The organism is Labrenzia sp. THAF82 (assembly GCF_009363435.1).
Classification (GTDB): Bacteria; Pseudomonadota; Alphaproteobacteria; order Rhizobiales; family Stappiaceae; genus Roseibium; species Roseibium porphyridii.
This window is the reverse complement of record NZ_CP045354.1, coordinates 2,552,298-2,575,317: the sequence shown is the minus strand read 5'-3', so window position 1 is coordinate 2,575,317 and position 23,020 is coordinate 2,552,298. Positions and strand designations below refer to the sequence as shown.

The following is a 23,020-nucleotide window of genomic DNA, read 5'->3' as shown; positions in this document are numbered from 1 at the left end:
CGATCCTCTTAAATCCGCTCATTCCTGCTCAATTTGACGGTATTTTTGGGAGCGTGTCGCTCGTTGGAGCCTTTGCCTGCATCTGTTTCTCTGGCTCAGGCACATTCGTCGAATTGCTGGCAATCGCCACAGTGAGCTTTTCAGCAGCTTCCGGAGACATCTTCGCCAGGATCGCCGCCATCTTCCGCGGCTTCATCTGTTGAACGACCTTCATGAGAATGGGCAGACTGAGCCGGTTGAATATGCGCGCTGCATCCTTGGGTTTCATGTTTTCATACATGGTCACAAGGTCAGCGATCTCATCCTTTTCTTTTTGCTTATTCTTTCCGACGGTCTTTTCGATGCGTTGCTCAAGCTTCTTGAGCTCATCAAGACGCTTCTGTATGCGTTCTTCGGTCGCCTGTAGAAGTTTTTCGCGAAGATCAAGTTGACCTTCCTGCTCTTGCAACGTCTCGCGACGCTTGCCCAGGCTTTCCAGTACTGCTCGCTCGGCTGCTGAGCCACCGATTTCCAGGCTGTCCGGCAAGACGGGCTGGTCCGGAGGGGCCCCTCCGCCAGGTGGCGCTGGCGGCGCTGGTCCATCGGCTGCTGCATTTTCAGCCTCGGCACCTTCGGTCTCCTGAGCAACCGCGGCATTGATGGGAAGACTTGTGCTTTCAGGTCCCGCGACAAACCCGAGAAGCTTGAGCGCAAGCAAAGCACTTGCAGAGATCCCCAGCAATGGAAGCAATCTCAGGTTCATGCAGCGGCACCGTTGCGTTTGCGGAACTGTTCAAGACGCGCTGTTGCTTCCGCCGCAGCGCTTCTGATGTCCGAAGCTCGGCTGTTTCTGGTGCGTTCCGGTTCAGCCGCCGGCGCCATCGGCGCTTGATATGGATCAGTATATGCTGGCGGTGTAGGCCCGCCATATTGCGTTTGCTCTGACGGAGCGCGCACCGGATAGGCTTCGCCTCGTCCACCCATCGCAGGACCGGGACTTGCGGAACGCGCAGCTTCGGCAATCTGGGTGATCCTGCTGAAGATCTTCTCTCCTTCACCGATCTGCGAGACCAGCGCACTGGACATTGTTTCTGCTTGTTTCAGGCGGCTACCAAGGGTTTTGTCGGCATCGGCCGCCGTAGTCTTCAGCCCCAGGATTGCCCGTTCAGCGATTTCTGTTGCCGTCATGAGTTCGGAAATGGTTGCCCGAAGCACTTCTTCATCGGCGCGAAGCCTCTGCAGTCTGCGGTTCAGCATCCAGCAGTATCCGATCGTGATCAGCAAAAGTACGGCGACCAGCCCTTCGATGATCATTCCGAGTGGCAATGTGCTCATGGTTGGTCCATTTCGTTTTGCATGGCACGCTCGAAAGCAGCCAGGGTCATTTTCGGCTTGCGCAAATTCTTTGCGACACGGATTGCAATCGCGTCTTCCACTTTTCCAAGCGTCCCTTCCGTCAAGGGAATATTGCCGCATTTGATGGTGACCGAATCCGAGGGTTCAACATCAAAAACAAGCGTTTGCCCAACATCCAGACTCAACACTCGGCCAAGTGGCAGATAGGTCTCGTGAAGAACGGCATCTATGTCGACTTCTGCCGCGTGGATTTCCGTTGCAAGGTGACCTTCCCAGATCGGATCCCGGCCGAACTTTTCGCCCATGAACATCTGCAACAGCAGGTCGCGGATCGGCTCCAGCGTTGCATAGGGCATCATGATCTCGACGGAACCGCCGCGATCTTCCATGTCGATCCGCAATTCCACGAGGATCGCGGCATTGGCCGGTCGGGAAATGGCCGCAAATCTCGGATTTGTCTCAAGCCGCTCCAGATTGAAATGGACCGGGGACAACGGAGCAAAAGCCTGCTCGGCATCCTGAAGGATCAGTGCCACCATCTGCTGAACGAGGCCGGTTTCAATTGTGGTGTAAGGCCGCCCTTCGACACGCACTGCGGACGTTCCGCGACCGCCGCCCAGAAGAACGTCAATGATCGAGTAAATCAGGCTAGATTCAACGGTAATCAATCCAAAGCCGTCCCATTCTTCGGCTTTGAATACGCCAAGAATCGCAGGCAGCGGAATGGAATTGAGATAGTCCCCAAACCGTACGGAACTGATTGAATCGAGTGAAACTTCGACGTTGTCCGAGGTGAAATTGCGCAAGGAGGTCGTGGTCAGCCGCACAAGGCGGTCAAACACGATTTCCAGCATCGGCAGACGCTCATAGGAGACCATCGCCGAATTGATCAGTGCACGGATCCCGCTCTGATCGCCGGCGATTGTATCTTCGATGTTGAATCCGAGGAGATTGTCGATCTCTTCCTGGTTCAACACACGGTCAGCGCCGCGGGTCGCGTTTTCCAGATCAGGCTCGCTGTCGTCGATCATCGCGGCCCATTGGGCTGCCATGTCATCGGAACTGCCGGCTCCCTGCTCCTCTAGAGCAGCGCCCCAGGCTGCGGCGAGATCTTCGTCATCGTCACCGCCTGCGCCCTGCTCCGCCAGGGCAGCACCCCAAGCGTCGGCCATATCCTCTTCGGACAGATCGTCTTCGTCGTCGACATCAGCCATTCAATTTGTCACTGAACAAGGATTTCCTTGAACAGCACCCCTTCCACCTTCGCCGGATAGACCGACAAATTGATCCGTCTGAGCAATTCTTCCTTCAGACGAAACAAACCGGCAGACCCTTCCAGGTCCGCTGGGCGCAGTTCTCGCAGATAGATCTGAAACGCATCCAGAATGCGTGGCAGATACGGCTGGATCTGATCGATCATTGCCCGATTCTCGACTTCCAGAGCGATGCGAACCTTCAGGTAGGTCGTTCGCCCGTCAGTCGCCAAATTCACTGTCATTTCCGGAAGGTCGTAAAAGACAACCGGCTTTTGCACGGCCTGCGGCGATTCAGGATCGCCCGACATGACCATTGGCGCACTGCTTCCCATCAGGAAGTAATATGCGGCACCGCCTGCAGCCAGCAGAACGACCAGACCGATTCCGCCGAACAGGAACAGCTTTTTCTTGCCACCACCGGCAGATTCCGCCTCGTTCTCGCCTTCGTCATCGGCTGCGGCGTTTTCATCAGTCATCCGGAACTCCGCTCAAGCGGGCGTCACGCGCGCGTCTATTTATTACTAAAGAGTTAATGGTTAACGAAAGGTTACCAAGCCATTAACGCGAGTCACCGGGCAAAAATTGCCAAGCGGTTAATTTCTGCCGGAATCTCTTGCCGCACGCATCCGCCTCGTTTGGCTTTTACCCAGATTTCCCAAGGATTTAAAAACTGGCACGCCTCGTGCATTAACCTTAACGAGCCCGCAGATCTGGGGAGATTTGGCCGGCTCATCGGGGAGCATGAAGGGATACGTTCACCATGGAGAACGCTCAGTTAGTCGCCTTATCAAGGCAATCGATCTTGCGGAATCATCTTGATGTGATCGCCAACAACATGGCGAACCTGAACACATCGGGCTTCAAATCGCAGAACTTGCATTTTACAGAATACCTGATGCCGATCGCCGAAGGGTCCGCCTTCGAGCCGGCGGACCAGACCATATCCTACGTCGATATGTTCACGACGCGGACCGACTTCACACCCGGCTCGATCAAGACGACCGGCAACGACTTTGACCTTGCTTTGAACAGCGACGGTTTTTTCGTTGTGCAGATGCCTGATGGCACTGAAGCCTACACACGCAGCGGCACATTCCATCTCGATGACACTGGGCAACTGGTGACTGCGGGCGGCGAGCCCGTCATGACCGAAGGCGGTCCGATCACCTTCTCCGTTGAAGATGGCGGCGTACAGATCACGGAAGACGGAACAATCGCAACCGAGCTTGGCATTCGTGGCAAGATCCGCGTCGTCGATTTTGAAGATGTACGTGAGCTGGAAAAAATCGGCGACACGCTCTTCAAGGGCGAAGATGCGGAACCTGTTCTGGCACCACGCATGGTTCAGGGTGCTTTCGAAAACTCCAATGTCTATGGCGTCACCGAGGTGACGCGTCTTGTCGAAGTTACCCGCGCCTACAACGCGACTTCAAAAGTTGTCAAAGACCTCGATGAGTTGAGACAGCAAGCCATTTCCACACTCGGCAGATTTCAGGCCTGACGCGCTTTAGGGAAGCAGAACAATGAAAGCACTCCATATCGCCGCAACGGGCATGAAGGCCCAGGAACTGAACGTCGAGGTCATCTCGAACAACGTCGCCAACATGCGCACGACCGGCTTCAAGAAACAGCGCGCCGACTTTCAGGACCTTCTCTACCAAAACCTGCGCCGCATGGGCACGGAGACTTCAGAAGCCGGCACGATCGTTCCGACCGGCATTCAGATCGGGTCCGGCGTGAAGCTGGCTTCAACCGCACGCATCATGTCCCAGGGCTCTCTGGAACAGACCAGCAAGGAACTGGACGTTGCCATTCGTGGAGAAGGTTTCTTCCAAATTGATCTTCCGGACGGTACGACCGCCTACTCCCGCGACGGCTCCTTTGAGCGCGACGCAAACGGCCAGCTGGTGACCGTTGATGGCTACACGATCAATCCAGGCATTACCATTCCGGAGAACACGCAGGACATCACGATATCCAACACCGGAGTTGTCCAGGGTGTTGACCAGGGCGGCAACACAGTCCAGCTCGGTCAGCTTCAGCTGGCGCGGTTCGTGAACAAGGCCGGTCTGGAAGCCATTGGTGACAACTTGTTCCTCGAAACAGACGCCAGTGGCGCTGCTGAAAATGGAAACCCCGGCGATCAGGGGTTTGGCAGCGTTCAGCAGTATTTTCTTGAAATGGCCAATGTCGACGCCGTGACCGAGATCGCCGACCTGATCTCCGCCCAGCGTGCTTACGAGATGAACTCACAGATCATCCAGGCCGCTGACGAGATGTACTCCACCACCACGAACCTCCGCTAAGTGGGATGGCTGATATGATGAAATATCTGAAAAAGGCCATCGGCGGCTTTCTACTGGTGGCGATCACCAGCGCCGCATCCTTAGCGGATGACCGCCCGGTGCTGCGCTCGCAAGTCATGACCTTGTCGGAGATCGTGACAGTTGGCGATTTCTATTCAAATGCGGGTCTCCTGGCCTCCAAACCGTTGTTCCGGTCTCCAGATATGGGAACATCGGGCAACGTACCGGCTCAGCAGGTTGCTGATCGCGCCCGCGCCGCCGGACTACAGAATGCAGGAACCGATGGCTTGCGCACCGTGGTCGTTCATAGGGGCGCAACCACATTGAACCGCGACCAGCTATCCGGGCTCGTTCGCTCCGCTCTTGCAGCGCGGGTTGCCGGCATCGATCCGAAAAACCTGGAGATCAAACTGACCCAGGCGCCCGATCGCATTCTTGCTGACCCAAAGGTTCAGGATCCGGTTCGCGTTGATGGCTTCGACTGGTCGCAAACCACAGGACACTTCAAGCTCCGCGCAACAGTGGCTGTGGAACATGGCACCGAACCATTGATCCTTCTTGGGACTGCAATCGAGATGGTGCATGTGGCTGCCCTCGCCCAGCCGTTGCAGCGGGAGGACGTCCTCAGGGAAGAGGATCTGGTCACAATCCGCATGGCAAGAACGAAAGTTCCGTCCGGAGCACTGATCGATGCTGACAGCATTATCGGGATGGCAGCACGCGTGAACCTGCGCGCCAATGTGCCTCTGGCCCGGAGAAACTTCCAGCGCCCGATCCTCGTGGACCGGGGAGAGAAAGTCACAGTCACTTTCGAAATGCCCGGCATGAAGCTGACCTCACGAGCCAAGGCCATCGATGAAGGCGCAAAAGGTGACGTCATCGATGTGATGAACCTGCAGTCACGGCGCATCGTCCCTGCAACCATCACTTCACGCGGCCACGTACGCGTACATGCTGCCAATCCCATCGTTGCAAGCCTGAACAGCGAGACCAATTGATGTTGAGCACTTCTCACAAAAAAATGCTGGCGGGCATTGCGCTCGCCGCCCTCGCCGCAGGCTGCAGCACCGCAGATCAGCTTGCCGAAGTGGGCAAACAGCCTTCGCTGAATGCCATTCAAGACCCAACAACACAGCCTGGCTATCGGCCCGTGCAGATGCCGATGCCTGAACCCCAGCAAGCCCACTACAATCCGAATTCCCTGTGGCAATCCGGCAGCCGGGCGTTCTTCAAGGATCAGCGCGCGAGCCAGGTAGGCGACATTCTCACAGTCGTTGTCACCATCGACGACGAAGCGCAGATCGACAACGAGACCGAACGCAGCCGCACAGAAGCCAGTGGCGCTGGTGTTGGAGGCGCTCTTGGCACGGCAATCGACACAATCTTTATGCCTGCGACCACCGCAGCAAGCGATCTTGCGAACGTGAACAGCAACTCCACATTCCAGGGTCAAGGCAGCGTCGACAGAGAAGAAACCCTCGAGACAACGATCGCAGCCGTCGTGACCCAGGTTCTGCCGAACGGCAACCTGGTAATCGAAGGCCGGCAGGAAGTCAGGGTCAACTTCGAGGTTCGTGAGTTGATCGTTGCCGGCATCGTCAGGCCGGAAGACATCACTGCAAACAACCGCATTGCCAGCGAACAAATTGCTGAAGCCCGCATTGGCTATGGTGGCCGCGGACAGATCACGACGGTTCAGCAACCGCGCGTCGGCAATCAGGTTTTGGACATCTTGTTGCCGTTCTAACGCTGATCGCTTCTTCAGTCCCCCGGCCGATGTCGGTGACGTGTTCTAGAAGCGTTGCAGATATCGGCTGATGACGGGCATGGCGTCTCGCTCCCTGAGCGCCATGCCCGTTCTCTTTGCTTCCGGCTCTCAGACGAATTGGGCAATAACAGTCTGACAGTGTTCGACTGCCCAAACATTCTGCCGGAAACAAAAATGATGTGATCGCTTTTGCCCGATTGTCGGGATGACGTGAAGGTAATTTCAGCTACACTAAGACCATAAGTTTATCGGCTCGACGGGGTCCCCATGCGCATTGCTCTATTCTCTCTCTTTACAATCTTTTTCATGAGCGTCACGCCAGCCTTGAGCGCCACGTGTGGCAATGGGCCGGGTGGCTACGAAGCCTGGAAACAATCCTTCATCGCAAACTCTTCAAGCTATGGTTTGAAAGAGCGTGTCGTGAAGAAGGCACTTCAGGGCCTCACCTACAACAAAAAGGTTGTCCGGCTAGACCGGAACCAGAAGTCATTCAAGCTGAGTTTCAAGCAGTTTTATGCCAAGCGGGTCAACAATGCGATGATCAAGCGCGGGCAGAAGCTGGGCAAGACTTATGCCCGTATCTTCAATGGGATTGAGCGCAAATACGGCGTCCCAGCACCAGTGATCCTGGCGATCTGGGGATTGGAAACCAATTATGGCAGCTTTTCCGGAAACATGTCGGTCCTGCGTTCGTTGGCAACTCTTGCTTACGATTGCAGGCGTTCAAAGTTCTTCACGAACGAGCTTGTGAACGCTTTGATGATTGTTCAACGCCGTGACATGACCCCCGCCGAAATGAAAGGCGCCTGGGCCGGAGAAATCGGCCAGACCCAATTTCTCGCCTCTTCCTACATGAAATACGCAGTCGATTGGGACCGAAATGGCAAGCGGGACCTCGTTCGCTCGATTCCCGATGTACTGGCTTCCACCGCCAACTACCTCCAAAAACACGGTTGGCGCCGCGGTCAACCATGGGGACCTGGAACGGCGAACTACCGGGTTCTGAAGAAGTGGAACAAAGCCAGCGTCTACGTTCAGACGATCTCGGTTATGGCGGAAAAGATCGGCAGTTGACCTGATCTTTGGCGTCCGGCCATTTCGCGAGTGACAGTCGCAGTTTTGCCGTCATAAAGTTGTAACTCCGGCAGCGCAAAACCGGGTTCAGCCAGGAGCTGGGGTATTTGGACCCTGAAGGGAAGAATGCCCCAGGTTTCTGCCGTTGTTTCTGATTGCATCAAACCAAAAGACCGGCCTCAAAGCCGACAAGGAGCCTCCAGATGTCCAGCATCAAAAATCTATCCTTATCCCGCCGTACATTGCTTATGGGCGCCGCGGCAACGGGCTTCTCCGCTGCACTTCATCCTTACTCCGTGCTGGCCAAAGAAGGCACTGCCCATATCCGCCTGATGGAGACAACGGATCTTCACGTTCATGTTTTTCCTTATGACTATTATAGCGATCGTCCCATCGATACAGCGGGACTGGCACGCACAGCCACATTGATCCGGCAGATCCGCGACGAAGCAACCAACTCTGTCCTGGTCGACAATGGAGACTTTCTCCAAGGCAACCCCATGGGTGATTTTGTTGCCTATGAGCGCGGCATGCGCGAAGGCGACATGCATCCGGTAATCAAGGGAATGAATGTCCTTGATTTCGACGCGGCTGCACTCGGCAACCATGAATTCAATTATGGCCTGGACTTCATGATGAAAGTCCTCAATGGCGCCAATTTCCCCGTTGTTTGTGCCAACCTGGTCAAGGGTACGACACTTGCCTCAAATGCACGTGGAGACGACCTGTTCCTGAAGCCCTACGTAATCGTTGAAAAGGAAGTCACGGACGGTGCCGGTCAGTCCCACCCGATCAAGATCGGTTTTATCGGCTTCGTTCCACCACAGATCATGAACTGGGACAGGCGACATCTTGAGGGGAATGCCAATGCACGCGACATTGTCGACGCTGCCAAGGCATTCGTTCCTGAGATGCGTGAACAGGGCTGTGACCTTGTAATAGCACTTTCCCACTCGGGCATTGATGCAACCGACTATTCCGAAGGCATGGAAAATGCATCGCTGCACCTGGCGGCAGTTGACGGCATTGATGCGGTCTTTACGGGTCACCATCACCGCGTTTTCCCAGGTCCCGACTACGAAGGTCTCCCGGGTGTCGACTTTGAAAAAGGCACGCTCTTCGGGAAACCGGCCGCAATGGGTGGCTTCTGGGGCTCGCATCTTGGCGTTATCGATCTGATGGTCGAAAGGGACGGCAATGGATGGCGGATCGCCAACTTCATGACAGAAGCACGCCCGATCTACGAAAAAGAAGGTCGCAAGGTCACGCCTCTGGTCGAAAGCCAGCAGGACGTTCTCGACGCCGTCAAGGAAGATCACGAAGCAACCCTTGCCTACGTTAGGCGACCGGTTGGCAAGACATCTGCACCGCTTCACTCTTATTTTGCACTCGTCGCAGATGACCCGAGTGTCCAGATCGTTTCACAAGCCCAGACCTGGTACATTGATCAGATGATGAAGGGCACGGAGTGGGAAGGCCTGCCAATCCTCTCCGCAGCAGCTCCCTTCAAAGCGGGAGGTCGCGGCGGTCCGGACTATTACACCGATGTTCCTGTCGGCGACGTTGCCATCAAGAATGTTGCAGACCTTTACCTCTACCCAAACACGGTGCGCGCCGTTGCCATTAAGGGAAGCACGGTCAAGGAGTGGCTTGAAAGATCTGCAGGGATTTTCCAGCAGGTAGAGGAAGGCGGCAAAGATCAGCCGCTGATCAACCCGGAATTTCCAAGCTACAATTTCGACGTCATTGATGGCATCACTTACGAGATCGACCTTACCCAGCCATCGAAATACGACCCGAATGGTGAATTGATCAATCCGGACGCCAACCGCATCGTCAAGATTGAATTCAATGGTGAACCCCTCAATATGGACGACACATTTGTTGTCGCCACCAACAATTACCGTGCTGGCGGCGGCGGAAACTTCCCCGGCATCAATGACGATGTTGTCGTTTTCGTTGGACCGGACACTAACCGGGACGTTCTCGTGCGCTTTATCGTCGAACAGGGCACCATCAACCCGTCTGCGGATGCAAACTGGTCATTCAAACCTGTGCCGGAAACCACGGTTTTGTTCGAAACGGGTCCAGGCGGTACTGAGCATGCCGGTTCCGTTGAAGGTGTCAGCATTGAGCCTGCTGGCGACGGAACAGACGGTTTCGCTCAGTATCGCATCAAGCTCTGACATTGGAGAGTTGTAGGTTTGCTCTCTCAGTTTCTGAGCAAGCTGTCATCAGACCACTTGGGCGGGCTTGAAGGCCCGCCCGGGCTTTCCTGTGCGACGTGAGCAATATCAGTTGCCACGTGCCATGGGTCCGACATTCGGACATCAGAACAAAAAAAACCTTCCCGTTTAGGGAAGGTTCTGAAAGTCTTTCGGATCCGCCTTGTAGTTCAGCGGATCGGCCGTTTTCCGGAATTCAGTCGTCGCGATAGACCTTTTCCCGACGTTCATGCGCTTCCTGAGCCTCAATGGACAGGGTCGCAATCGGTCGAGCTTCCAGGCGCCGAATTGCAATCGGTTCGCCAGTCTCCTCGCAATAGCCATAACTCCCGTCCGCAATACGTTCCAAAGCGTCATCGATCTTCGAAATCAGTTTCCGTTGACGGTCCCGGGCACGCAGCTCAATCGAGCGATCCGTTTCAGACGACGCACGGTCAGCAAAATCGGGATGGTTCTGGCTTTCTTCCTGAAGATTTGTGAGCGTCTCTTTGCTCTCTTTCAGGATCTCTTCCTTCCAGGCAAGCAGCTTGTTTCGAAAATACTCACGCTGCCTGTCGTTCATGAACGGCTCGTCTTCCGAGGGTCGATATTCAGACTCAATTTCAACCGTCATCGATAGCTCCGGTTTACCGTTATGCCGGGCGCAATATATAGCCGGTTCCTCCAGTCGACAACGGTTCATTTGCGAAAACACAGATTAAAGAAAGTTAATAACTTTCAACCTGTTGCACCGAATTGCACGCATTTATATGGAAATTTTGATTTGGGACGATGGGCTTCAATCCGGGAATCGGCCGAGCTTTGCAAGTTCCACTTTCACTCGCAATTCGATCTCTTCAAGAACCGAATCGACCTGCGGATCGCCGCTATTCTGGCGGTCCGACACCTGACGAGACAGCAACTCCAGGCGGTCTTCAGATAGATGTCCTCCAAGAAGGTCGGCCCGCAGAGTTTCAAGGTTATCCAACAGCTGATGTCCGTGTTTGGCCGCTTTCCTGCGCCGCTCTGAAAGCGCATCGACTTCCTGCAAGGCGAGCAATGCGTCCATCCCCTGGATTGCCGCGCCGCCTGCAGTTTGCGCGCTTTGAGTTACCTCAGAACCCAAATCAGGCGCAAAACTATCCGAACCTGCGTCGGTTCGCTTTTTTGCGCCCCTGCCCTGCACGCCTGTGATCGGTTTATTGCCTGTAATCCGCATATTGGTTCTTCCAGTCCGCCTTGCGGCACAAATGGCACCAAGTTGATTGCGCGTTCCCGGAGCCTGTCAGATTCTGCCGGTAAGGGTAAATGAGTCCTTGCACATCAGGCAATATTTGCCGGGCCCACAAGGTGTTTCATCAACTCAATACATGAAGTTTGCGTGGATATCGCCACAAACATACCAGCATCCGGCGCAGAATCCCGTCATTTTTTATCCATGTCCGAACACACTTGGAAAACTGGCACGGCTCTCGCATTACGCAATTGGCAAACAAGCGAACCGCCAAGTTTGACCAGGGTTTACGAGACGGATCAGAAACAGCTTATGCGACAGTCGGGCAAAACACATTCTGGATGGAAAACGCAGCTTACGCTGCTGTTTATGGTCCTTTGCGCAGTGACCGTCTGGCTTTTGACGCCGGCGTCAGCGGCTTCCCGGATCAAGGATATCGCCGACTTTGAGGGAATTCGTGAAAACCAGTTGATCGGCTACGGTCTTGTTGTCGGCCTGAACGGCACCGGCGACTCGCTTAACAATGCCCCGTTTACCCAGCAGAGCCTGCAGGCAATGCTTGAACGGTTGGGCGTCAACACAAGAAACGTGGATCTGAATACCGACACGGTCGCGGCAGTGATGGTTACGGCAAACCTGCCGCCCTTTGCCACGCAAGGAACCCGGATAGACGTCAATGTGAGTGCACTTGGCGATTCTGAATCGCTGCAAGGTGGAACGCTCCTTGTGACGCCGCTGGTTGGCGCCGATGGCGAAGTCTATGCTATTGCACAAGGATCCGTTGCAATCGGTGGCTTCTCCGCCCAGGCCGATGCAGCGTCTGTGGTGCGCGGCGTGCCAACATCTGGCCGGATCGCAAACGGCGGCCTTGTTGAACGGGAACTGGAGTTCAGGCTCGCGTCTCTGACTACGCTGCGTCTCGCCCTTCGCAATCCCGACCTGACAACGGCGCGCCGGATCGCACTTTCCATCAACGAACTCATCGGCATGCCAACGGCGGAACCGTTGGATCCCTCGACAGTTCGCCTTGATCTTCCACGTCAATACGATGGCAATATTGTCGATCTTTTGACCGACATCGAACAGTTGATTGTCGAACCGGATTTGGCAGCCCGGATCGTGATCGATGAAAACTCCGGCATTATCGTGATGGGGCAGGATGTGAAGGTCTCGATGGTTGCGGTCGCTCAGGGCAACTTGACTGTAACGATTGCAGAATCGCCGCAAGTATCTCAACCTCTTCCCTTCGCAAACGGTCAGACAGCAGTTGTGCCGCGCTCGGAGGTTGGTGTGGACGAGGATGGAACAAAGCTCGCGATCGTTCCTGAAACAGTCACTTTGAAGCAACTTGTTGACGGATTGAATGCCCTGGGCATCGGCCCTCGTGACATGATTTCAATCCTGCAGGCAATCAAAGCCTCTGGTGCTCTTCAAGCGGATATCGAGGTGCTGTAATCATGGAACTTTTTTCGACCGCTCTGAACCAACTGCCACCGCAAACCAATCCTCAAAACAACGTTACCTCTGACAAGACAGAAGTCCGCCAGGCGGCTGAAGAATTCGAAGCCGTGTTCCTGAACACAATGCTTCAGAACATGTTCACCGGGCTCGGCGAAGGTGGAACCTGGGGCAAGGGTCATGGGGCAGATGCGTGGCAAAGCCTCTTGATTGACGAATACGCTCGTACGATCGCTGAATCCGGCGGCATCGGGCTGGCCGACAGTGTCGAACGCGAACTGATTGCTCTGCAGGAGGGGTCCAGATGACAGCTCAACCGAACAACACTTCTTTCCCGTTTTCCCTTGATCGGCCGAGCAGTCCTCAAGAAGCCGAAGGCTTTTGCTCTGCATTGTCTGGCACAATGGAAGCACTTCTGTCGGTGATAGAGATGGAAACCGACCTTGTCAGAGCCGGGAAACTGAAAGAAGCCGGTGAGCTGCAAGCGGACAAGGCACGGCTGATCCACGAATATACGCGCGGAATGATGACCGCCAAGGAACATGCCGTAGCTCTTGGCAACCTCGCCCCGGCAGCCACTCAGTCCCTGAGAAGACAGCATGGGGAGTTTCAGCCGGTTCTCAGAATAAACTTGGCTGTGTTGTCGACGGCACGGGACGTCGCCACCAATCTGGTCGCAACTGTTGCCAAGGCAGCGGGAGCTAAAAACGCCACCGCTCCAACCACATATGGCCGAACCGGCGCAGCTCCCGAGGGCCCACAATCAGCGCGAGGCATCGCGGTCAATCAAGCGCTATAGGCCGGTAGCACGTTCCTGCGAAACAAAAATTGCAAACAAATACAAGGCTCTCTTACGGAGAGCCTTTTTGTTCAAGCGTGTGGACAGAAGGTTTCCCTGAGGCGCACTTTCCTCTGCAACCAAGCACAGCAACGAATCAGGAACACCTACAACCTGCAACGCAAAGGTCTATCCAAATCTAATCATTCCGTTAACGGAGGATTCATTCCCATGCGTTATCTTGCATAGGTAACGGGTATTTGTATTTCGTAACCCGGAGGGAAAGATGTTGGATACGGGAATTGCCCGGCCGCCATCGCCGACCTACACGGCGATCACGCCGGCTACACGGGCTCCGGAAAGAAACCAATCTGCTGCGGCAACCGAGTTGCCTGCTGAAGAGACAGTTACGCCGTCTAGCGAATCTTCCGGCAGTCAACGATCTGCGACTTATGAGAATGAGCGTTCTTTGTTTGAAGACAAGGCTCAACGGCTCGAGAGACGAAATGTTGCCGATCCGGAAAGCGGCAGCTTCATCTATGTCGCCACAAACATCGACACAGGTGAAGTCGTGCGCCAGGTTCCAAGCGAAACCCTTCGCAGGCTGCGCGCATACGCAGAAACAATGGATCAGCAGCAGCCCTCCCCTAGATCTCAGATCCTAGAACGCACGGCCTAACAAGAAGTTCGCACGCATTCTATCGCCCTCAAGTCACGCTAACAGCACTGTGCAGAGCTGCTCTCCGCGGGAGTAAAGTCGCGGACAGGTGCGTACATCGACGCTTGTTAGTCGGTTTCAAGATTATCTCGGCACTGAATCTGACAGCACTCTTTCCGGCAAATCCCTCCCCCCACTTTTTGAATTAAGAATAAAACACCCTGATTCTTCTTATGAATCAGCTTGTTTACTCTACCTTAACTATAAGTAAAAAATAAGAATTAACCAAGCAAGTTAACTATATTTTTTTACATATACTTAAAGTTAAAACGCACTAACCAAATTACTTAGGATTCGATATAAGTTTAACTGACAGTGTTCCCAAGTCATTCAGGAAGAATGGCGTCAATACTACAGAAGGAACTCTGTGATGGGTGATATCACCATTTCTAGCGCGGTGCGCACGAACCTCAATTCTCTTCAGGCTACTTCTCAGCTGATGAGCTCCGTGCAGGAACGGCTTTCAACCGGCAAAAAAGTGAATTCGGCTCTGGACAATCCGAATTCTTTCTTCACGGCCCAAGGCCTTGAAAACCGTGCAAACGACCTGTCCACCCTGCTCGATGACATGGGCCAGTCGGTTCAGAACCTGAAAGCAGCGGATAAAGGTATCAGCGCGATTTCGGACCTGGTTGACGCAGCGAAAGCAAAGGCGAACCAGGCTCTGCAAACGTCCAGCCAGTCAGAACGCCAACAATATGCTTCAGAATACAATGAACTTCTGACGCAGATTGAAGATTTGGCGGGTGATGCTGGTTACGGCGGCAAAAACCTGCTTGGCGGAACCGGCAACGACCTTTCGGTGACCTTCAACGAAGATGGTTCTTCTTCGCTGTCGATCACGTCCGTTGACTACACAGATACAACCAGCTCAGCTGGCTTGAATCTATCGGACCTTGCAGCTGGCGACAGCGGTACAGCTTCCATAGCTCTGACCAATGGTACAGCTACGACAGCCCTGACCGCCGGTGACACACTGGTGTCCGATGATGATTTCACAGCAGGTGATACGCTGACCTTGACGGACAGCACCGGCACAGAGCTCGGCTCTCTGGAAATCACAGCATCTACCACGGTTCAGGACCTGACCGACTTCCTCGATGACAGCAGCACTGATGTCAGCGCTTCTTTCTCGGCGGGTTCGGTTGCCATCACGGCTGACTATGAAGTCACCGTTGATTCAGATGCCAGCGGCTTCACTGCAGTGTCCACAACACACTCAACGACAAATGGGTTCTCGTCAGACTCCAAGATCGAGTCGACTCTGGACAGTTTGACAAGCGCACAGAACACTCTTCGTTCTCAGGCTTCAACGTTCGGTACAAACCTTTCCATTGTTGAGAACCGACAGGACTTCACCAAGTCTTTGATCAACACTTTGGAAGAAGGTGCTGGCAAGTTGACCCTGGCGGACACTAACGAAGAAGGTGCAAACCTTCTGGCTCTGCAGACTCAGCAGACACTGGCTTCTACCTCGCTGTCCCTGGCAGCACAGGCAGACCAGAACGTGCTGCGGCTCTTCTAAGCCCCTCGCCTTCAGCAGAAGGAACATTATGGGCGGCGACCGAAAGGTTCGCCGCCTTCTCTTTGCTTACCAAGTATTAAGGTTAAATAGCGCTAACCAAATATCTTTACAGGTTGTTTCCTAGATAGGCGGCTTGATGTTTCCCGAACCCAGGAAGGGTTTGAGTATCTCGTATTCCTAGAAGGGAAACAAAATGCCAGACATTACTATTTCGAGTGCTGTGCGCTCGAACCTTAACGCACTTCAATCCACTTCTCAGCTGATGAGCTCCGTGCAGGAAAAACTTGCAACGGGCAAGAAAGTGAATTCGGCCCTTGATAATCCGAATTCATTCTTCACGGCTAAAGGTCTGGAAAACCGTGCGAACGACTTGTCGACCCTGCTGGACGACATGGGCCAATCGGTTCAGACATTGAAGGCAGCCGACAAAGGTATCAGTGCGATATCAGATCTTGTGGATGCAGCGAAAGCGAAGGCCAACCAGGCTCTGCAGACATCCAGCCAGTCAGAACGCCAGCAATTTGCTTCTGAATACAACGAACTCTTGACCCAGATCGAGGATCTGGCGAAAGATTCCGGTTATAAGGGCAAGAACCTGCTGGGTGGTACAGGTAACGATCTGTCGGTTATCTTCAATGAAGATGGTACGTCTTCACTGTCGATTTCTGCTGTCGACTTTACTGACACTTCCAGCTCGACCGGGCTCAGTCTCTCTGACCTAGCATCCGGGGACAGTGGCACCGCGTCCATTGCCTTGACCAACGGTACGGCCACCACAGCTTTGACTGCAGGTGACACGCTCGTTTCAGACGATGACTTTACTGCCGGGGACACGCTGACCCTGACAGACAGCACCGGAACGGAACTCGGTTCCCTGGAAATTACTGCGTCCACTACTGTTCAAGATCTTACTGACTTCCTCGACGACAGCAGTGCTGATGTAAGCGCTACTTTCTCGGCCGGTTCGGTTGCGATTACTGCGGACTATGAAGTCACCGTTGATTCGGATGCAAGTGGTTTCACGGCCATTTCGTCCACTCACTCAACGACGAACGGCTTCTCATCAGATTCAAAAATCGAATCCACTTTGGACAGCCTGACGAGTGCTCAGAACACGCTACGTGCTCAAGCCTCTACTTTTGGTACCAACCTCTCCATTGTTGAGAATCGGCAGGACTTTACGAATGCCTTGATCAACACCTTGGAAGAAGGTGCCGGTAAACTGACACTGGCAGATACAAACGAAGAGGGTGCAAACCTGCTGGCCCTTCAGACCCAGCAATCTCTTGCCTCTACTTCGCTGTCTCTGGCAGCTCAGGCAGACCAGAACGTGCTGCGACTGTTCTAAGTCAGACACAAAAATATCACTGAAAAGGCGGGCTTCGGCTCGCCTTTTTTGCTTTTAGGCACTTTGTTCGCAAAAGCTGCCCTCTCCCCCCATCCTTTCCAAAATCGCTATCGACTTCAAGGCGTTAACACCTCGTTAACCCTATAATGCGATCCAATTAACCAATGATTAGGGTTAACAGGAGATGATCCTAATCAACCTGCTCAGGAAGAGCAGAAGTACATTGTGACCCAGGAAAGGGAATTATCAGATGCAGGACATCACCCTGTCAGCTGCCGTGCGGCAGAACCTTCTCACGCTTCAATCCACCGCAGACATGATGTCCGGCGTCCAGAACAAACTGGCGACTGGATTGAAAGTGAACTCCGCGCTGGACAATCCGAATTCCTTCTTCACTGCATCCGGCCTGAATTCCCGCGCCAGTGACTTGGGCAATCTTCTGGATGACATGGGCCAATCGCTTCAGACCATCAAGGCGGCCGACAAAGGTATCCAGACTATCACCGACCTTGTCGAAACTGCGAAAGCAAAAGCCAACCAGGCACTGCAGACACAAAGTCAGTATGAGCGGAAGACTTTCGCAGAACAGTACAACGATCTCCTGGAGCAAATCGAAGACGTTGCGAAGGACAGCTCCTACAAGGGCAAAAACCTGCTCGCTGGCGACGGAAACGACCTGACAACGATTTTCAACGAAGACTCGACGTCAAAATTGACCATCGAAGCTGTTGACTATACTGACACCACGCTTTCGAACGGCCTGAACCTTACAGATCTTGCAGAAGGTCAGGGAGGCGCTACCTCCTTCACACTTCAAGGCGGAAAAACCACCATTACGCTTGAATCTTCAACCGGTGGACCAAGCCTGAATTCAAGCTCAACCTTGTCCGACTCCACTCTGATCGCGGCAAGCGCAACGCTGACGCTCTTTGACGGAGCCGCGACGCCGGCCGCTGTTACAGGTGGCACTCTGCAAGCTACCGCAGGCGTGACGGTTCAAGACCTGATCGACAACTTGAACGGTATCGCAGGTGTCCGTGCTGAGTTTGACGAGACCAATGGTGAGCTGACTGTCTATAGTGATGAAGACCTTTCCTTCAGCACGAGTACAGCAGGCGCATCATTTGCCACGGTTGCGGCAACGGCGTTTGCGGCTGATACCGCCGTTCTTGCAGACAGCGGCTCCTTCGCTGTTGGCGATACCTTGACACTGACTGACGGCAACGACTTCGAACTCGGCTCGCTCGAAATTGAAGCGGATACCACCGTTCAGGATCTGGAAGACTTCATTGATGACTTCAATGGTGTCAACGCTTCATTCGACACCGGCTCCGGCCTGCTATCGATCCAGTCGGACACAGATTTGTCGTTGACAAGTGACAGCACCGACTTCGCGTCTTCCGCCTTTACAGCGAACACCACTGGTGTCAGCGTCGCAGCACTAAGTGACAGTGGCTTTGCCACTGACAATGACATCAACCGCGTCGTAGACCGCCTTAACACTGCGCTCTCAAATTTGAGATCCCAGGCTTCTGAATTCGGTACAAATCTTTCGACTGTTGAGATCCGTCAAGACTACACAAAGACGATGATCAATACTTTGCAGGAAGGTGCAGGTCTCTTGACCTTGGCTGATACCAACGAAGAAGGTGCAAACCTGCTGGCGCTTCAGACCAGGCAGCAGCTGGCTTCGACATCACTGTCCTTCGCATCGCAGGCGGATCAGACAGTGCTATCTCTCTTCTAATAAAAAGAGAATCAGTCAGACGCACGACTCACAAGCTGACAATCAGAAACGGCGGGCCCTCGGTCCGCCGTTTTTGTTTTTGTTCTCGATTACTGAATTTCGACTCAAAAAAATCACACGAAAAATCAACACGTTAAAAGAAAGCTTTTGGTAACTTTTATTTACAGCAGGTTAATGAGTGCATGACCGCTTAACTTTCCATTTAGATTTACGACCAGGGTGCGAACTCATCTTGAAAAATCAAGAACGCCCCTTTGAGTGTACTGAATAGGAAAAACGGTGAAGTCTCATGCCTGATATTGTTCTTTCCAGCGCGGTCCGGGACAATCTCCTGTCGCTCAAGCAAACAGCCGACCTTCAATCAGTAACGCAAACGCGGCTGGCCACGGGGCTGAAAGTCAACACGGCACTCGACAACCCCAATTCGTTCTTTACGGCACAGTCACTAAATGACAGAGCCAGCGATCTTTCCAATCTTCTGGACAACATGGGGCAGGCCGTTCAAACCATTCGCGCTGCGGATAAGGGCATCACATCGATCACAAAACTGGTTGAATCGGCCAAAGCGATCGCCAACCAAGCGCTTCAAACGTCGAGCGAATACGAGCGCAAGCAGTTTACAAGTCAGTACAATGATCTCCTTGAGCAAATCGAGGACATGGCCCGCGATTCCAGCTACAAGGGTAAAAACCTTCTAGCAGGCGCTGGCAACGAACTTGAAGTTATCTTCAACGAAGACAGCACGTCGAACCTGACAGTCGAACCAGTCGACTTTACAGACGCTTCGCTCGATGACGGGCTTAATCTGGACGATCTTGACCCCGGTGGAACAGGAACTTCTGCATTTGATATCTTTGGTGGCACTGCAACCATTTCGCTTTCCGGGTTACAAGCATCTTCAAACTTGACTGACCTTGGCGCTTGGTCAGCTGGTGATGTTGTGACAATCGTGGACAGTTCCGGAACCACATCGCTGACTGTGGGTACCACAATTACAACTGTTCAAGACTACGTTGATGCCCTGGACGGACTGAACGGTGTCCATGCAACATTCGATGAATCTACGGATTCCATCTCCATTACATCCGGTCTCGACAATACGGTTTCAATCCAGAAGAACACTGCAGGCGGCGGTTCTCAAACGAATGGTGGCGATGCCACAACAGGTACGACCTCGCTATCAGTTTCTGCTTTGACCGCGTCCTCAACGCTCGTTTCTTCAGGTGGTTTTCAGGCTGGCGACACCATTACCATTACGGACGGCAACGGGTTTGAACCAGCCTCTTTGGAAATTGACGATGAAACAACCGTTAGTGACCTTGTCAGTTTCATTGACAATGTCAAAGGATTGGACGCGTCTTTTTCTGGCGGCAGCATAAGTTTGATCGGTGAAGTGTCGTTCGACATCACCAGTAACAACTCGGATTTCAATAGGGGAACGCTTGGAGCCAGTACCGGCACTGTTAGTCTGTCGGCTGCTGCTTCGGAGTTCAAAACCGACACCGATATCGACCGAACGCTTCAGGCAATTAACGCAGCTCTCGATGAACTAAGGAACGCTGCACGTGCGATGGGTACATCATTATCGACTGTTGAAGTACGAACCGATTTCACCCAGAACCTGATCAATACGCTTGAGGTTGGCGCAGGTGAGCTCACCATTGCCGACATGAACGAAGAAGGTGCCAACATGCTGGCTCTGCAGACACGCCAGCAGCTCTCCTCGACTGCTCTGTCCCTCGCGAACCAGGCAGATCAGAGCGTATTGAGCCTGTTTGGTTAACACAGTTGGTAAATTTCATTAAGGTATCAGTGATGGTCGTTAACCAATTCGTTAACGTTTCATGGCGATACTCATGTGTGGAGGTCACAGAATGGCGCTCAAGGTCGAGCTAAAACCGGGCGAGCGAATTATCATTGGTGACAGTGTCATTACGAATGATAACCAGCGGACTCGCCTTTTTATCGAAGGCCAGGCACCTATTCTGCGAGAAAAGGACATTCTCACGCCGGCCACTGCGGATACGCCAGCCAAACGGGTCTATTTGGCCGTGCAGCTGATGTATTTGTCTACCGACTTGGAGAGGATTCAGGAGAACTACTTCACCCTCGTCAACGATATCGTGAAGGCCGCACCGAGTACGATTCCATACGTTACAAGAATTAGTAACGCCATCCTAACCGGCGCCTTCTATAAAGCACTGAAAGAAGCACGCAAGCTCATTGAGTATGAAGGGACGCTGATCGGTCATGTACAAACAGGCAGCGCAGGCTTATCAGAAGACCAGCCAGGTGGCAGTGTCACCGAGGGAACTGGAAGCGAATCTGCTGATGAAAGCCGCAGCCCGGCTTCAATTGATCAAGGATGAATGGGCAGACGCCTCCCTCGCGGAAAAGGACGACGTGCTCACCTATAATCGAAAGCTTTGGACAATTCTCGTAACGTCTGCGACTGGCGCTGAAAGTCAGTTGCCTCAGGACATCAAAAACAACATCGCATCACTGGGCGTTTTCGTTTTCAGGCAAACCGTGAGTGTGATGTCTTCAGATGACCCTAACAAGGTTTCTTCGCTTATCAGCATCAACAGAGCCATTGCAGAAGGCCTAAGAGCCCAACCCGAATAGGCAAACAGTTTCAAAATCAAAAAAGGCCGGTGCGCACAGCGACTGGCCTTTTTTTAATTCCTGTTTGCTTCAGACTTGTCCGCTGATCCCGGAACAGCTGATCAGAGATAATCGGAGAGGCTCAGATTGAATACAATCGACGATGCCCTGTAGGAAACTTCGATATTGTTTTGCAATGTCAGAATTTCTGCCGCCAGCTGATCTTTGTCGACACCTTCAATCTCTGCAATCGTTCCCTCGTAGCTACTTTTGATTTGAACGTGACGGTCGTTGGTCATGGATGCGGTTCGGTAGGAGATGGCAATATCTGTCGACATATCGACGATCCCCGATTGATCGACACCTGGTGGTTGCAGCGTGGTCCGAAGTTTCGAAGAAAGCGCGTTGTAGTACTCTTCGTCAGTCTGGGTTCCGCCAGAAAAGTCGGCAGCGACAAATGCGGCCAGGGACTGCACCAACTCCTTGAGAGGCGTTTCGTTCGCGCGCATCCCGTATTCAACAGTTAGATTGCGGTCGACGACAGCATTCTTGTCGGTTCTCGGGTCTGTTGTTGTTGTATTGCGACCGGTGTACCACTCCACCGTTGTCGATCCACCCGCAGTCAGTGCGGTTGCCGTGTCATAGGGCGGGCCGTCGATGCGCTGGGGCTCCTCACCGTTGTAGGTGCTGAAAAACTCTTCTGCCGCCCATTCATCTGAGACAGCCCGCAGCGTTGTTTGCGCTTGTGCTTCGATCTCGGTAGCCAGCGCGTCTCGCAGGTTCTGGGCAGTCTCTTCAAGATCGGCACCGATCTGAAAGGTCCCCTCCTCTTCCGTATTTGAAGCGGCAGTGAACTCAATCGAGATGGTCTCGGTGTGATCGGGCGGCAGGCTTAGTTCTACGGAAATGGTTTCGCCCAAGGCTGGTTGACCGGTAAACTGTACATCGAAACTGTCCGGATCGGCTGCCAGCGGACCGGTGATAGCGACATTGGAAAGTGTGGACGTCACCGAGGCAATATCAAATCCGAAGTCGTGCGCTCCGTCCTCAGCGATCGTGAAGGTGGAATCCGTCGGCACCAGACCTGCATAATTCGTGGTCAAAGCGGAGGTCGTCGTTCTGCCGGTGTTGCCAGACCCAAGGTTAGCCGACGCAAACTCGTCCATGTAGTCGCGCAGTCCTGACAGCGACCCTGACCCGTTCAAGATGTCATCGAGCGGTACCACAGGATCGTTGACGGAATCCGTGCCGCCAAACACATAATAGCCAGCGATCTCGGTATTCAGAATATTCAGGGTCTCGCTCAACAGCAGCTCGGCACGGGATTGCGTTTGCGTCTGTCCGTCGTCTTGAATGACAAAGTCATTGGTATCGAGCGCCGATTTGGCATCTCGCCGGATGTCTTCGAGCCGTTCCAGCGACATCGTCGCCGTTTCCAGATGAAGGTTCGCGACCGTGATCGTCTGCTGATAGGTTTCGATCATGCTGACTTTCTGGGTCAACTCGATATCGAGCAAGCGCCGGTCGCCGATTTCTCCGTAGGTCGATCCCACCTTGCCGCTTGCAAGCTGCGTAGTCTTTTCCGCAAGCTTGTCATTCAGCGCACCCAGCTGCTGGGTCAGGTAAGTCCGGGATGTGGTAATGGACGAGACAGGCATTACACTA

The 23,020-nt window shown here is 53.6% G+C and carries 23 protein-coding genes; 16 read left to right on the top strand and 7 right to left on the bottom strand.

Annotated elements, in window-relative coordinates:
• Positions 1–28: 28 nt before the first annotated feature.
• Genes FIV00_RS12090 through FIV00_RS12075 form a run of 4 tightly spaced genes read right to left on the bottom strand, consistent with a single transcriptional unit; the run spans position 29 to position 3,067 of the window.
• Positions 29–742, bottom strand: coding sequence for a MotE family protein (locus FIV00_RS12090; RefSeq protein WP_152500980.1), 714 nt, complete (start codon positions 740–742; stop codon positions 29–31).
• Entirely contained in the window at positions 739–1,314 is a 576-nt protein-coding gene (locus tag FIV00_RS12085; protein WP_152500979.1) for a DUF6468 domain-containing protein, read from the bottom strand. The genes FIV00_RS12090 and FIV00_RS12085 overlap by 4 nt, the downstream gene beginning before the upstream one ends.
• Entirely contained in the window at positions 1,311–2,507 is a 1,197-nt protein-coding gene (gene fliM, locus FIV00_RS12080) for a flagellar motor switch protein FliM (protein ID WP_247649414.1), read from the bottom strand. The genes FIV00_RS12085 and fliM overlap by 4 nt, the downstream gene beginning before the upstream one ends.
• Before the next feature lie 50 nt (positions 2,508–2,557).
• Entirely contained in the window at positions 2,558–3,067 is a 510-nt protein-coding gene (locus FIV00_RS12075) for a flagellar basal body-associated FliL family protein (RefSeq protein ID WP_152500977.1), read from the bottom strand.
• A gap of 326 nt (positions 3,068–3,393) precedes the next feature.
• On the opposite strand from FIV00_RS12075, the gene FIV00_RS12070 reads away from it, so the two are divergent.
• From FIV00_RS12070 to FIV00_RS12045, 6 genes are all read left to right on the top strand, one after another.
• Positions 3,394–4,092, top strand: a complete 699-nt coding sequence (locus FIV00_RS12070; protein ID WP_209006901.1) for a flagellar hook-basal body complex protein — start codon at positions 3,394–3,396, stop codon at positions 4,090–4,092.
• Between the two features lie 22 nt (positions 4,093–4,114).
• Positions 4,115–4,897 carry a flagellar basal-body rod protein FlgG gene (flgG, locus tag FIV00_RS12065; protein ID WP_152500975.1) on the top strand — a complete coding sequence of 261 codons (783 nt, stop codon included), beginning with the start codon at positions 4,115–4,117 and terminating at the stop codon, positions 4,895–4,897.
• Between the two features lie 14 nt (positions 4,898–4,911).
• Complete coding sequence (gene flgA, locus FIV00_RS12060; RefSeq protein ID WP_152500974.1) at positions 4,912–5,895, top strand: flagellar basal body P-ring formation chaperone FlgA; 984 nt, start codon at positions 4,912–4,914, stop codon at positions 5,893–5,895.
• On the top strand, positions 5,895–6,644 hold the full coding sequence (gene flgH, locus FIV00_RS12055; RefSeq protein WP_152500973.1) for a flagellar basal body L-ring protein FlgH: 750 nt from the start codon (positions 5,895–5,897) through the stop codon (positions 6,642–6,644). The genes flgA and flgH overlap by 1 nt, the downstream gene beginning before the upstream one ends.
• A gap of 288 nt (positions 6,645–6,932) precedes the next feature.
• On the top strand, positions 6,933–7,739 hold the full coding sequence (locus FIV00_RS12050; RefSeq protein WP_152500972.1) for a lytic transglycosylase domain-containing protein: 807 nt from the start codon (positions 6,933–6,935) through the stop codon (positions 7,737–7,739).
• A gap of 203 nt (positions 7,740–7,942) precedes the next feature.
• Positions 7,943–9,925 (top strand): bifunctional 2',3'-cyclic-nucleotide 2'-phosphodiesterase/3'-nucleotidase, encoded by a 1,983-nt coding sequence (locus FIV00_RS12045; protein WP_173005964.1) that lies wholly within the window; start codon positions 7,943–7,945, stop codon positions 9,923–9,925.
• Between the two features lie 235 nt (positions 9,926–10,160).
• Here the strand turns inward: FIV00_RS12045 and dksA are convergent, their stop codons facing one another.
• On the bottom strand, positions 10,161–10,577 hold the full coding sequence (gene dksA, locus FIV00_RS12040; protein WP_152500971.1) for an RNA polymerase-binding protein DksA: 417 nt from the start codon (positions 10,575–10,577) through the stop codon (positions 10,161–10,163).
• A 165-nt stretch (positions 10,578–10,742) separates the two neighbouring features.
• A complete protein-coding gene (locus FIV00_RS12035) occupies positions 10,743–11,162 on the bottom strand; it encodes a flagellar assembly protein FliX (protein ID WP_152500970.1) in 420 nt (139 codons plus the stop codon).
• A 384-nt stretch (positions 11,163–11,546) separates the two neighbouring features.
• On the opposite strand from FIV00_RS12035, the gene FIV00_RS12030 reads away from it, so the two are divergent.
• The 10 genes from FIV00_RS12030 to flaF all read left to right on the top strand — a co-directional run bounded on the left by FIV00_RS12030 (position 11,547) and on the right by flaF (position 21,376).
• Positions 11,547–12,632, top strand: coding sequence for a flagellar basal body P-ring protein FlgI (locus FIV00_RS12030; RefSeq protein ID WP_152504236.1), 1,086 nt, complete (start codon positions 11,547–11,549; stop codon positions 12,630–12,632).
• Positions 12,633–12,634: 2 nt separating this feature from the next.
• Positions 12,635–12,943, top strand: coding sequence for a rod-binding protein (locus FIV00_RS12025; protein ID WP_152500969.1), 309 nt, complete (start codon positions 12,635–12,637; stop codon positions 12,941–12,943).
• Positions 12,940–13,434, top strand: a complete 495-nt coding sequence (locus FIV00_RS12020; protein ID WP_209006900.1) for a hypothetical protein — start codon at positions 12,940–12,942, stop codon at positions 13,432–13,434. Before FIV00_RS12025 ends, FIV00_RS12020 begins: the two co-directional genes overlap by 4 nt.
• A gap of 265 nt (positions 13,435–13,699) precedes the next feature.
• The gene (locus FIV00_RS12015; RefSeq protein WP_152500968.1) at positions 13,700–14,092 is read left to right on the top strand and encodes a hypothetical protein; all 393 of its coding nucleotides are present in this window, start codon (positions 13,700–13,702) and stop codon (positions 14,090–14,092) included.
• A 409-nt stretch (positions 14,093–14,501) separates the two neighbouring features.
• Positions 14,502–15,656, top strand: a complete 1,155-nt coding sequence (locus FIV00_RS12010; RefSeq protein ID WP_152500967.1) for a flagellin — start codon at positions 14,502–14,504, stop codon at positions 15,654–15,656.
• A gap of 193 nt (positions 15,657–15,849) precedes the next feature.
• A complete protein-coding gene (locus FIV00_RS12005) occupies positions 15,850–17,004 on the top strand; it encodes a flagellin (protein ID WP_152500966.1) in 1,155 nt (384 codons plus the stop codon).
• A gap of 250 nt (positions 17,005–17,254) precedes the next feature.
• Positions 17,255–18,751, top strand: coding sequence for a flagellin (locus FIV00_RS12000; RefSeq protein ID WP_152500965.1), 1,497 nt, complete (start codon positions 17,255–17,257; stop codon positions 18,749–18,751).
• Between the two features lie 289 nt (positions 18,752–19,040).
• On the top strand, positions 19,041–20,534 hold the full coding sequence (locus FIV00_RS11995) for a flagellin (protein ID WP_152500964.1): 1,494 nt from the start codon (positions 19,041–19,043) through the stop codon (positions 20,532–20,534).
• Positions 20,535–20,625: 91 nt separating this feature from the next.
• On the top strand, positions 20,626–21,120 hold the full coding sequence (gene flbT, locus FIV00_RS11990; protein ID WP_152500963.1) for a flagellar biosynthesis repressor FlbT: 495 nt from the start codon (positions 20,626–20,628) through the stop codon (positions 21,118–21,120).
• Positions 21,002–21,376 (top strand): flagellar biosynthesis regulator FlaF, encoded by a 375-nt coding sequence (flaF, locus tag FIV00_RS11985; RefSeq protein ID WP_152500962.1) that lies wholly within the window; start codon positions 21,002–21,004, stop codon positions 21,374–21,376. The genes flbT and flaF overlap by 119 nt, the downstream gene beginning before the upstream one ends.
• 101 nt (positions 21,377–21,477) lie before the next feature.
• On the opposite strand, the gene FIV00_RS11980 is transcribed toward flaF, so the two are convergent.
• Positions 21,478–23,013 carry a flagellar protein gene (locus FIV00_RS11980; protein WP_152500961.1) on the bottom strand — a complete coding sequence of 512 codons (1,536 nt, stop codon included), beginning with the start codon at positions 23,011–23,013 and terminating at the stop codon, positions 21,478–21,480.
• Between the last annotated feature and the right edge of the window lie 7 nt (positions 23,014–23,020).